Annotated in this window: 8 protein-coding genes; 1 reads left to right on the top strand and 7 read right to left on the bottom strand. The window is 73.6% G+C overall.

Annotated features, from left to right (window positions below):
* Positions 1 to 141: 141 nt before the first annotated feature.
* The 6 genes from ACIRL2_RS16075 to ACIRL2_RS16050 form a co-directional block, all read right to left on the bottom strand.
* Positions 142 to 3,123, bottom strand: a complete 2,982-nt coding sequence (locus ACIRL2_RS16075) for an AAA family ATPase (RefSeq protein ID WP_395859276.1) — start codon at positions 3,121 to 3,123, stop codon at positions 142 to 144.
* Positions 3,124 to 3,412: 289 nt separating this feature from the next.
* Complete coding sequence (locus ACIRL2_RS16070) at positions 3,413 to 4,330, bottom strand: chitosanase (protein ID WP_395859275.1); 918 nt, start codon at positions 4,328 to 4,330, stop codon at positions 3,413 to 3,415.
* Between the two features lie 138 nt (positions 4,331 to 4,468).
* Positions 4,469 to 7,348 carry a bpX6 domain-containing protein gene (locus tag ACIRL2_RS16065; protein WP_402232566.1) on the bottom strand — a complete coding sequence of 960 codons (2,880 nt, stop codon included), beginning with the start codon at positions 7,346 to 7,348 and terminating at the stop codon, positions 4,469 to 4,471.
* A gap of 140 nt (positions 7,349 to 7,488) precedes the next feature.
* Entirely contained in the window at positions 7,489 to 9,150 is a 1,662-nt protein-coding gene (locus ACIRL2_RS16060; protein WP_402232564.1) for a hypothetical protein, read from the bottom strand.
* Positions 9,147 to 9,701: a hypothetical protein gene (locus tag ACIRL2_RS16055; protein WP_395859272.1), complete on the bottom strand. Its 555-nt coding sequence runs from the start codon at positions 9,699 to 9,701 to the stop codon at positions 9,147 to 9,149. The genes ACIRL2_RS16060 and ACIRL2_RS16055 overlap by 4 nt, the downstream gene beginning before the upstream one ends.
* On the bottom strand, positions 9,701 to 10,849 hold the full coding sequence (locus ACIRL2_RS16050; protein ID WP_402232562.1) for an AAA family ATPase: 1,149 nt from the start codon (positions 10,847 to 10,849) through the stop codon (positions 9,701 to 9,703). Before ACIRL2_RS16050 ends, ACIRL2_RS16055 begins: the two co-directional genes overlap by 1 nt.
* Before the next feature lie 363 nt (positions 10,850 to 11,212).
* On the opposite strand from ACIRL2_RS16050, the gene ACIRL2_RS16045 reads away from it, so the two are divergent.
* Positions 11,213 to 11,374, top strand: a complete 162-nt coding sequence (locus ACIRL2_RS16045) for a hypothetical protein (protein WP_402232560.1) — start codon at positions 11,213 to 11,215, stop codon at positions 11,372 to 11,374.
* A 129-nt stretch (positions 11,375 to 11,503) separates the two neighbouring features.
* Here ACIRL2_RS16045 and ACIRL2_RS16040 read toward each other — a convergent pair whose 3' ends face one another.
* Entirely contained in the window at positions 11,504 to 12,157 is a 654-nt protein-coding gene (locus ACIRL2_RS16040; protein ID WP_402232558.1) for a hypothetical protein, read from the bottom strand.
* Positions 12,158 to 12,251: the final 94 nt, after the last annotated feature.

Here is a 12,251-nt window from a genome sequence, read left to right as displayed (position 1 = left end):
GGGGTGCGCTACGGGTACGGATGGGATCCGAACCCCGACGGGGCAACTCCCGCCGCCGCGTCCGGCCCCGGCGCCCGGGATCGACGCCGCTCGGTCCGGGACCGACCCGAATGCGCTCGGCCGGGGATGACCCCACCCGGCTCAGTCCGGGAGCAACCCGCTGCGCCGGGCCAGGGCCACGGCCTCGGTGCGGCGGGACGCGCCGACCTTGGCCATGATGTTGGAGACGTGCACACTCGCGGTCTTGGCGCTGATGAACAGTTCCTCGCCGATCTGCCGGTTGGTCCGGCCCTTGGCGAGCAGTTCCAACACCTCCTGCTCGCGCGCGGTCAGCATCGCCTCGCCGGCCGGCGCCCGGTTCGGATCGCCCAACCGCGCGCGCCGCACCGCCGCGTCCACCGCGTCCCCCAGCGGCACCGACCCCAGCCGATCCGCCGTCGCCCGCGCCCGCCGCGCCAGGTCGGCCGCCTCCTCCCGGCGTCCGGCCGCCACCAGCGCCTGGACCAGCCGCAGTTCGCTGCGCGCGCCCTCGAAGACGTTGCCGTAGTCGAACGCCCGGACCGTCTTCTCCCACAGCGCGACGTCCGAAACGCCGGACACCCGCGACCACTCGGCCTCGACACGCAGCAGCCAGGCGGTGCCCTCCGCCCCGGTGCGCGGATAGCGACGACCGGGCCAGGTCGCCGTGGTGCGGGCCAGTTCGATGAACTCCCGTGCCGTCGCCATCTCCTGCTCCACCCCCTCGGCGTCGCCCGCGGCCCGCAGCTCGGCCACCGTGTCGCCGATCGCGGACAGCACCAGGGCGGACAACCGCACCCCCACGTCCGGGTACCGATTGTGCTCCTCGGACAGTTCGGACAGCGTGCGTCGCGCCCAGTCGGCCGCCGCGCGGGAATCCCCGCGCCAGACCGCCTCGTCGGTCAGCACCAGACCGCCCACGAGCACGCCCATCCAGTTGAACGGCCGCCCCTCGAACAGGATCCGCGCCCGCTCCGCGGCACCGGGCCCACCGCGACCCAGCAGCACGTACAGCTCCGCCGCCGCGACGTGGCCGAACGCCGAGGGCACCGTCGAGGGCACCTCGGCCAGGGCGTCGTCCCAGCGTCCCAGCGTGTACAGGAGCTGGGCGCGCAGGTAGCGCATCTCGAGCGGATAGGGTGACGTGGTCCTGGTGCTGCTGCGGGCCAGTTCCAGGCCCTCGTCCAACCAGCGCAGGCACTCCTGGAGCAGTCCCGACTCGAACGTGCCCATGGCCAGGTTCATCAGCGCCCGCAGCTCGATCGTCGGATTGCCCGATCGCCGTGCCAACTCGCGTGCCTGAACCAGCCGTTGGCGTCCCTCGTCGGACTGCCGACTGGATTCCAGACCGGTCAGCGAGATGATCGCGTCGGCGAGGGCGTCGTCCGTGCCGAGTTCCTCGGCGACCGCCAGCACCTGGCGACCGACGCGCCGGGCGGTCTCGTCGTCCTTGTAGTAGTACGCGGCCTGCACGTACGTGGCCGCCGCCCACAACCAGGTGTGCGACGGCGGCTCGGCCGGAATCATCTCGAGCGCCTGTCTGCTGTACTCGAACGCGGCCTGGAGGTCGTCCACGCTCATCAGGCTGGAGGCGAGCGTGTAGCGCACGGTCACCGCCAGGTCGACGTCCGCGTGCTCACCGAGCCGATCCAGTGCGGTACGCGCGAACGCGACGGCACGGTGCGCCTCACCGGCTCGGACCGCGGCCGCGGACGCGCGCAACATCAGCGACACGTTGTCGCTGTCGACCAACTCCCGCGCGTTCGGCACCGCGTCCCATACCTCGAGGGCCGTTTCGACCCAGCGCATCTCCTCGGCGGGCGCACCCATGCGCGCGGCGTGGTCGGCCGCCTCGATCGACGCGGTGAGTGCTCCGGGCAGGTCGTGCGCGGCCCGGTGGTGGTGGGCCCGCTCGGCCGGACTGGCGACCCGGCGCTCCGCGGCGCCGAGCAGGCGGCCGAACACCGCGTGGATCCGTACCCGTTCGCCCGGCAGCAGGTCCGCGTACGCCGCCTCGCGGATCAGCGCGTGGCGGAACGCGTAGGTGTCGCCCTCGCCGGCCACCAGAAGGTGCCGTCCGACCGCCTCGCGCAGCGCCGCCTCCAACTCGTCGTCCGGCAGCTCGACGGCGTCCCGGAGCAACCCGTGCTCGACCCGGCGACCGGCCACGGCGGCCGTGCGGATCACCCGCTGGGCGGTGCCCGACATCTGCTCGATCCGAGTGAGCAGCACCTCGGCCAGGCCGCTGGGCACACCGCCCACCGCGGTGTCGGTGGCGGCGCGCAGTTCCTGGGCGTAGAACGCGTTGCCCTCGGCCCGCTCGACGATGGCCCGTACGGTGTGCTCGGGCAGCGGGTGGGCGTCCAGGCCGCGCACCAGGCTGGCCACGTCCTCGTCGTCCATCGGGCGCAGGTCCAGCCGCCCGACCGAGGGCAGGCGGACCAACTCGGCCAGCAGCGGGCGCAGCGGGTGCCGCCGATGCAGGTCGTCCGAGCGGTAGGAGGCCAGCACGGTCAACCGCTGGTATGCGGCGCCACCCGGGCGCTGCGGCAACAACCGGCTCAACAGGAAGCGCAGCAGGTCGCGGGTGGACTGGTCGGCCCAGTGCAGGTCCTCGACCACCAGCAGGACGGGAGCCGACTCGGCGAGGTCACCGAGCAGCGCCGCGACGTCCTCCAACAGCCGCAGCCGCACCCCGGAATCCGGCATCGTGCCGGCGTACTCCGCCGCGCCCCCGCCGGCGCGCAGCAGCCGATCGACGGCCGGGTGCGCGGCCAACAGGTCGGCGTACCGCTCCTCGGCGTCCAGCCGGCGCAGCACCTCGACGAACGGCAGGTAGGGCAGACCGACGTCACCGAGATCCACACAGTGGCCGGTCAACACGGTCATGCCGGCGCCGGCCGCCCGTGCGGCGGCCTCCGCGAGCAGCCGGGTCTTGCCGACTCCGGCGTCCCCGGCCAGCAGCACGGCACAGGGATCACCCGCCCGCCCACGCGCCAACGCCTCGTCGAGCCGGGCGACCTCCTCGCCCCGCCCCACCAGCGCCGCATCCCAACCCACGTCAGTCACCGCGCAATCCTGACACGTGCCGGCGACACAGGACATCTCGCCCCACAACCGTGTCCTGCGACGACACGCGGCGGCGACCCGCAGGCTCTCCCGGGGTGGAACGCGCGCGCTCCGCGTGGGGCCGATGTCACGGATCGTGCGCGAAAGGCCACCGCGGGCCGCGGTGGCCTTTCGTCGTGCGGGAAGAGCAGGGTGGCTGGGTCGGCTCGGCCGTGCTTCGGGCCGGGGCCGGGCGGGGCGCCGAGTGCCGGGTGTAGCCGGGGTCGCGCTCGGGGGTGGTCGGGCTCGGGGGTGGTGGGTCCTCGGGTGGTCGGTGCGGCCTCGATCAGCTCTTGATCGAGTAGCTGTCGCCGTAGACCTTCCAGTTCAGCGGCGGGTTGAGGTCGAGGTTGCCGGCCTTGAGGAAGACGCGCTGTGCGGTGTCGACCCGGCTGGTGTCGCTGTGCGCGTCCTCGTGCTTCATCGCGACCTTGCGGGCGTCGAGGAAGGCGTTGAGGTAGGTGGTCTCGTTGCCGCCCTGGGCCGGCGGCTTGGCCTTCTTGAGCGCGTTGGCGCGGATCGAGCTGAAGCTGTCCCGGTCGCCGCCGTCGCCGTGCATGACGATCGCGTCGTAGTAGATGAACTGGCCGAGTGCGCCCAGCCCGTCCGACTTGCCGCGGTTGACCGCCGGGTTGAAGTACACGCGGTCCCGCTCGTCGTTCTGTGCCTGGCGGAAGTCGGCGTCGCCGGCGGCGGTCACCCAGGCCTTGGTGAACGAACTGCCCAAGCCGGCGTGTGAGTCCGTGCCGTTGACCTTGCGAAGTGCGGGCAGGAACTTGGCCAGCACGTTGCCGGGCTTGCGCGCGGTGTACAACTCGACCAGGTCGAGCATGTCACCGGTGCCGGAACAGAAGCCGATGATTCCGGCCGTGTATCCGCGCCCGTCGTCGATGTCCTCGATGTACTTGTACTGCGCCTTCCAGTCCAGGGTGGAGTTCTCCGCACTGGACACCAGTTGCATGGCGATGTCCTTCTTGTGCGGGTCGTCCAATCCGATCCGCGCGGCGGCGACCTGGGCCGCCGCGCCGGTCGAACCCGACTGCGCGGCGTCGTTCGTCGCCGCGTGGGCCAGCGGCCCGGGTACCGCGATCAGCAGTCCGGCGGCCACAAGCAGAGTCAGGCGCTTGCGGCTTCGTCCGAGGTGAGAGTGCACGTGCGTCTCCGTTCCGGCTCTACGGCCACGTTCGGGGGGCTCCGTGTCCATCCTTTGTTAGGAAAGTTTCCTAACAAGGACGAGTCACATTGAAGCACTGCCGGGATCCGCCGCCAAGGGGACCGAGGACATCACCTGAAAACTGATGTGCCGTCATCCGGGTTGGTCACAAAGCGACCTGATGATCGATCAGGTTCGAAAGAGGGCGCGCACGGAAGGGCCGTCCAACACCACGATCCGGCCCGAGCGGTCCCAGGCGGTGATCCGGCCCGCGTGTTCCCGGAAGCCGATGGTGTCGGGGGCGGCACCGGGAAAGGCGATGTCCGCGATGGCGTCGGTGTCCGTGCCCGGGTACACCGACGCCGAGCCCTCGCTCGACACGAGCAGGTGGGCATCACCGGAGACGAGGACCGCCTCGAAGACGGTGGGAACGACGACACCGGTACCGGTGACCAGAGAAGGTGGCATCGCGCCCTCCAGGATGGACCGTTCCCGCAGCGTCCATCCCGGCATGTCCCAGCGCCACTTGACGAGTTCCGTCATCCGTTCGGCACCCTCCCGGGTCTGTGCCAGGGCCGCGCAGGAGGTCGCGGTCCGAGTCACGCCGAGGAACGGCGCGGGTGCGGCGTCCTCACGCCAGACCACGCGCGGTCGCGGGGTGGTCGTGTCGAGCACCGTGATCACCCCCTGATCCAACGTCACCAGGTGTGCGCCGTCGAACGAGTCGGGGAACTCCCGTGCCGACACGGTGGCCCAGTGGCGGATCCGACGGGTGAGCACCTCCAGTCGGTGGATGTCACGGGACACGCCGCGTTCGGCGACCAACAACGCGACGGCGCCGTGGTCGGCCAGGACGATCCCGTGCGCCGGCACGTCCCAGCGAACCCGCTCGCGGCCGTCGGGGCCGAACAGTCGGGTACCGGCCGCGCCGCACGCGACCAGGACCGTGCCGTCGGGCAGGGCGGCGGCACTTCGGACCGACACCCGCCCCGGGAGGTCGCCGGCGGTCACCGCGACCGGGCCGTCCCGCCGCCCGCGCCCGGGTTCCTCGGGCGGACGCAGATCGACCGCGGCGAGCGGATCGGCGCGGACGCGGAGTGCGTCGAATCGACGGCGCACGCTTCCGGGCGGCGCGGCGATCATCCCGGCGGGCCGTCCCGAAGCGCGGGCCAGGGCCCGGGCGGCCAGGGTGGCCAGTTCGCGATCCCACGCGGGGTCGGCGGCCGACAACTCGGCCAGTGCGGACGTGAAGGTGTCCAGCGCGGTGCGGTCGGCGCGGACCGCGATCGGTCCGGAGCCGGCGCCGCTTCCGGCTGCCGACTCCGTGGTCGAGGCCCGGTCGCCGGGCTCGACCCCGCTGTCGCGCGCCTCGGCCCCGCCCGCGCCCACGTCCGCGTCCAGGAACGCCACCACCGCAGGCCTGGCCTGCTCGACCGGCGCCTCCGTGGCGAGGTATGCCAGCAGCCGTGCCCCGGTCGTGCCGCCCAGTGCGATGCCGGCCGTCACATCGGCGGCCACCGCCGGGCGCAGGTCGCGGTCGGGCCAGGCGGCCTCCACCGCGCCCAGATGATCGCCGATCGCCCGGCAGGCCGCGACCCACTCCGCACGCAACGCGGCGGCCGTCTGCGGGTCGGTCGGCGTCAGCCGTCCGATCGCGGTCGCGAACGCGCCGTGCAGCCGCGCGTGCCGCACCGCCCGCTCCCGCTCGCCGGCGCGCCACCACAGCCCCACCACCAGGTCCGGTGCCGCCATGCGGCTCTCGGCCAGTTCGGCGGCCTCACGGAAGCGACCGTGGCGGGTGTACAGGGCCACCGCCGCGTCCGGTGAGCCGAGCAGGTCCGCGAGCGCGAACGCGGCCTCGTCGATCCGGTCGTCCCGCTCGAGGCGTTCGGCCGCATCCGTGTACAACACGCGCAGCCGGGCGAACATCGCCGGTTCGGCCCGCAGCGCGGCGCCCACCGGGCCGACCCGGACGGCCGGCCTCAGGTCGCCGGTTCGCGGCCTCGGCACCCCGAGCGCCGGCGGAACCCGCCGCCCTTCGGCCGACGCCTCGGACAGCGCGATGCCGTTCCGCAGCCCCTCGTGGTAACGACCGCGCTCGAACTGCCGGGCAAGGTCACGCAGATAGCGCTCCTGCCGATCGGCGACCAAGCGGGCCATGGGGCTTCGCATCAGCAACTCGGCGAGGCGGGCGCCGGGGGCGCCCAGGAGCCGTGCGAGCGGACGGCGAGGGCGGGTCCCGTCCCGGGAGCCACCGACGAGAGGGGCCTCCGCTTTCCCGGTGCCTCGATCGGCCGTCGTGTACCGGCCCGCAGGGGCGCCGCGAGAGCGTCGACGCCACAGCAGCGCGGCCGACACCAGGACGGCACCGAGCAACGCGGTCGGGGCTCGGCCGTCGGTCACCGTGCCGAGGACCGCGACGGCGCCACCGACGACCAGGGCGAGGACACCGACCGAGGCGACGATCCCGAGGAAGGCGAACGGTTCGCGCCCCGCGTGCGGCAGCGATCGCGCGGAGCCTCGCCCGAACCCCGCGAAGGCTCGCCCGAACCTCGCCGAACCCCGGCCGCCGACGCGGGGGTTCGCCAACTCGGCCGCGACCCGTTCCGCCCGCTCGTCGCGCCGGCCCACCCCCGCCCTCGCCCGCAGGTCCGAAGCGGCTTCCGGAGCCGGCTCGATCGGGGCTTCGGGGCAGGCCTCGACCGCGTCGAGCGCGGGCAACCGCCGGATCGGCAACCCCTCGACGCGCAGCCACGACGCGGGCGTCAGGACCGGCAACCCGGCCAGGGCGACGGTGACCCGCCGCCCACCGGAACGTCCCACCAGGTATCCCCGGTCACCGGGACCTGGCCGCAACCCCGGTTCCGCCAGGGCCTGATCGATCCCGCACAGCGGCGTGCCGGGCGCGTGCTCGGCCCGCACGACACGCTCCGCCCCGAGCCGCATCAACCAGCGCCCGTCCGGCAGCGCGTACAGCCGGGCGCCGGGGTCCCACAGGGTCAACACCCGGGCGGCGGCCTCGTCCCGCCCCAGGACCGGCACGTCCAGGAGGAATCCGGCGGCCCGCACCGAACCGCGATACCCGGTCGCGCCGCGGCCCGGCGACCCGTCGGGGGTCCCGCACGGCAACCTGTCCGACGACCCATCGGGGGTCCCGCACGGCGCCCCTCCCGGTGCCCCGTCCCGCGTCCGGTCCCCTGTCGCGCCCGTCATACCGCCGCCAAGGTCGCCAGGACCCGGCCGGTCACCGCGTGGCCGACCCTGATCCGCCCGGTCCGGTCCCGCATGGCGATCAGCGGCAGCGTCGGATGTACCGTCAACGGGTCCGTCGCGTCCGACCAGGCGCCCAGCACCCGGTCGCCGTCCGAGGTGTGCGCGCGCACCAGCGCATCGCCCGCCGACGTGCTCACGATCGCGGCCCTGCCGTCCTCGACGACCAGACCGATGGGTCGCACCCCGAGCGGGACGTGCAACACCTGCTCCGGGGCGTCCGGCGCGGTGTGGATCCGCCACCTGGTCGGATCCTCGGCGCACCACCCGAACGCGCCGCCGCCCAGCAGGTGATCGGTGACGTCGACCGCCGTGATCGGCCTGGGCCCGCCGGTGAATCGCAGATGTCGGGTGCCGGTCGGAGCGGTCATCAGCGGTTCGTCCCGGAACGAACCGACACCCGGCGCGATCGAGACCTGCTCGGTCCGAACCGGTGACTCCCGCGCGCACAACCGCCACCACGCGTCGCCGATCCGCCAGAGCACCGCCCCCGGTACGTGCAGGACCGGCCGGATCGGATCGTCACCGGTCATCGCGCCCGGGTCCGCGTCGAACCCCTCGATCGGCCCACCGATATCCTCCGCGTCCCAAAACGGTCGCCCGATCACGTGTACGGCGAACTCCCCTCGGGCGAGCGTCACCACGATCAGTCGGCGGCCCCACCAGGACGCGGCGTGGACGGTGCCGCGGAAGCCGTGCCGGGTCGGTCGGCCCAACGGTCTGCCGTCGGTGGGGATGTACACCGAGAGCAGCTCGCCCGGCCCCTCGCCGCGCATCAGCAGGTATCGCGACCCCCCGGTGAACGCGGGCAGCCGCAGCGGGCCCACCGGGGGCCGCGGCGGGGTCGACACGATCGCGGCGAACTCGCGTCCGCGCAAGGCTCGGACCGCGATCTCGGGCGCGGGCAGGGGGAGTTCCACGGTCGCCCCGGCGATCGACACCAGGACGCGCGACGCGCCCGCGGCGGTCCATTCCGCCTCGCGCGCGGTGATCACCCGAGGTCCCGTGGCGGTGGTGCCCAGGATCCACACCTCGTCGGCGGCGTCCGTCTCGGCCACGCGCGCCGCGACCTGCCCGGGTGTGGGTGGCCGATCCAGACGGATGTTCAGCCAGGAGCGCAGGATCCGACGCAGATCACCGGTGAGCCGGGTGCCCGGATCCGTGCCGAGCACTTCGACCACCAGCTCCATGTCGCGCGCCCGGGCCTTCGCGGCCAGCACGATCAGGCAGGCGAGTTGCACCAGACGCGGCGCACCGGCCTGGAGCGGTCCGGCATCGACCAGCACGACCACCCGACCGGTCGTTCGCGGGTCGACGAAACCACGCTCCAGGTAGAGCAGTTCACCGGACACCGCACGGCGCAGGAACTCCGTCCCGCACTCCTGGGCCCACAACCACTCGGATGCGAGCAGCCGCTCCGGGTGTCCGCGTCGGCCGATCCCGCCGTAGCCCGCGAACTCCCCGGCCGGGGCGGCGCCTGGTTCGGCCGCCGACAACATCGTGTCCAGTCGTCGAATCATCGGCCCCAACGCGGTGCCGAGTTCGGGGGTGAGTGCGCGCAACGGACCGGCCCAGGGCGCGAGCGCGTCCGGCAGCCTCACCCGGCGCCGCCGGCAGCCAGGGTCGCCAGCGCGTCCCGGTCCGCCGGACCGGCGGGCATCGGCGCCACGAGAACTCCGTCCGGCAGCAGAACCACGAGGTCGCGGGGCCCCAGCGCGAGACGCCACAACTCGGCCGAGGGCGCCGGCCGCATCGTGGTGGGCGTCAGGGCCTCCCCGTCCCACCCGAGATAGCGCAGCCCGTCCAGCCAGGGCAGGTCCTCCCCCACGACGACCAGCCAGTCCCGATCACCGACGGCACGCAGGACGTCCCCGCGCTCCAACCGATCGACGATGCGCAGCGCGAGGCCCGGCACGGCCGAACCGCGGGCCAGGACGGCGGCGATCGGAAGCGGCGGTTCCCGGGGATGCCACACGGGCGCGGCGGGGCCGGCCGCGAACGGCTCGTCGCGTGGACCGGAGGCCGTCGCAGGCACGGACCCGGCCGGGTCCCGGGGGCCGATCACCTCCGCGGGGCCGGCCGGGTTGATCCGCCCCGGCGATCGCGCATGCCCGCCCTCCGCGTGCCTCGTCGGCTCGGCGGCGTCCGTCATCACGACCCCACGGCCGCGATCAACCGCTCGCGGATCGCCGCCAGTTCCGCGCCGAGGTCGGGTGTCGCAAAACCGGCGTCGATCTCGCGCAGCACCGCCTCCAGCCGCAACCTCCGGTCCTCGTCGGCCGGTTCCGTCCCATATCGATCGAGCAGGTCCCGGCCGGCGGCCACCAGGCGCAGTGCCCGGGCGGCGCTGCCCCGCGAGTACTCCTCGGCGGCATGGAACAGGCCCCGGTTGGCCGCGTCGCCGATCAGGTCGGCCAACACCTCGCGTGCCGCCGTCTGCGCGGCCGGGTCCGGCGCGATCAGCGGCAGCGTCCACAGGTCGCCGGCCTCCGCGACCACCCGCCCGTCCAGGACGGCGGCCGAGGCCACCAGTCGTTGCGAGCGCACCGCCCGCCGGTCGGTGATCGGTACGCCCGCCGCCCGCATGCGCCGGATCGCCGTGGCCAACACCGGTCGAAGCGAACCGAGTTCGCAGGCGAGCGCCGCCGCCGCGAGGCGATCGAGCCCGGCCCACGCGTGCGGGGCCGGCACCTCGGGCCGAGCGGCGGCGCGGGTGTCGCCCTCCTCCAGCAGTTCCTCCAGCCGCGCGTCCGCGACCGGTTCGACGAACACCCGGGCCAGGAACCGGTCCGTGAAAGCCGCCTGCGCGGGATCCTCCGGAACGTGGTTCGCGGCTCCGACACACACCCGCAGCGGCGCCGCCAGCACGGTTGCGCCGCGCCGGAAGACCCGTTCGTTGAGCAGCCCGAGCAGCGTGTTCAGGATCGCGGTGGAGCCGAGGAACACCTCGTCCAGAAAGGCGATCTCCGCCTCCGGCAACATGCCGGCCGTCTCGATCTCGACGACGCCCTCACGCAGTCGGCGCAGGTCGACCGGGCCGAAGATCTCGTTCGGCTCGGTGAATCGGCCCAACAGGTACTCGAAGTAGCGCCCGCCGAGCTGCTCCGCGATCCGGCGCACCGCCAAAGACTTCGCCGTCCCGGGTGGACCGACCACCAGCAGATGTTCACCCGCGACCGCGCACAGCGTCACCACCTCGGCGACCACCTCGCGATCGACCAGACCCACCCGCGCGGCGGCCAACGCCGCCCGCACCGCGAGCGCGTCCTCCCCCACCTGCGTCGGCTCCGAAGCGATCATCCGCGAAGTCTATGCATCGAGCCCCACACGCACATTCGCGTTTCCGAAGCACCGCGTCGGAGCCGGCCAAGCCACGTCGGAGCCGACGAAGCGCTGCGGCGGAAGCGCCGCATCGCCCGTCCCGGCGGGTCGCAGGCCGGCCCGAGCCGGTGCGGCCTTCACGCCGTCGCCGCGTCGAACTCCGCGCAGGGCACGAGTCGATGCGGGTGCCCCGACAACCCGTTGGACCCGATGTCGGCCGGTATGCGGCGGCCGGCCCGTGCCATCGCGGGGAAGTCTCGAATCGGCCGGGTAACCGGTTGATTACGGACTGATTCGGATCCGATGGCAGCCAACCGCGCCGTCGCGTGGCAGCATCGTGGCATGGACGAGCATCCGCAGCCCGAAGGCGAGCCCGAGTGGCTCGACCACGACGACTTCGAGCGGCTCTTGGCCGAGGTCCTCCCGGACCCCAAGCCACAGTTGCCACCGCTCGCCGACAAGCGGGTCTACGAGCGCGCCGCCCGAGGCGACACCGGCAGTTGAGCGACCCGGTCGGCCCGAGGCCGCGCGGACGCCCGAGAACCGGGCGTCCGGCGTCGGCCCGGCCGGCCGGCGCGGTTCATCGGCGGAACCAGGTCGAGTCGCGTACCGCGCGGGAGAATTCGGCCTGATTCAGCGGCGGCGCCGGCAGCAGCGGGCCGTGGGCCGTGGGTCGGACCACCGACGATGCCGGCGGTGACGTGGATCTCGATGCTCCGGCCGTCCGCGCGGGTCACGCTCGCGCCGAAGCCCTCCGGTCGACCGGTGTCCGGCCTCGGGTTGCTGTTGGTCCGGCGGCAAGGTCCAGGTCTTGAACAGCGACCCGTCGGACAACGTGCCGTTCACACGAGACGTGTTCGGCGCGACCACACCCAGGCCCGCGCACCAGTCCCGCCCCGCCTCGGCCATCCCGGCCAGGAGTCGGTCCACGGCGTTCTCGACGGCCGGTCGCAGCGCGGGGATCCGGCGCGCGGTGAACACGGCCGCGATCGGCTTGCGCAACCTGGTGTGCACGGGCGGGTTGCTCTGCAGGATCGAGCGGCCGAGCAGCCCCCAGGACGGCGGTTCCTCGGTCCCGCCGAACACGGCCGCGGTCGGTTCGCGGTCGAGTACGCCGAAGTCCCGGTCGCGCAGCACCCGATCGGCCTCGGCGTAGCCGGTCACCACGACGAACGTGTCGCTCACCCACAGCACGGGGCCGAGTCGGTGGGCCTGTTCGTACAGCGGGTAGGGGTCCGCCCGGGTGTCCGGTGCGGTGAGTCGCGCCACGAGTGCGGATGCGTCCACGAGCCGGCCTCTCGTCCCCCGTCGCCGGCCGGCTCCGTGTCCGGGGCCGGCCGCCTGTCATCGGGTCAACCGTGGGGAGCGGGCCAGGAGTTCC

Origin of the sequence: Embleya sp. NPDC127516, from assembly GCF_044765325.1 — a bacterium.
GTDB lineage: Bacteria > Actinomycetota > Actinomycetes > Streptomycetales > Streptomycetaceae > Embleya.
This window is presented reverse-complemented; position numbering and strand designations above follow the sequence as displayed.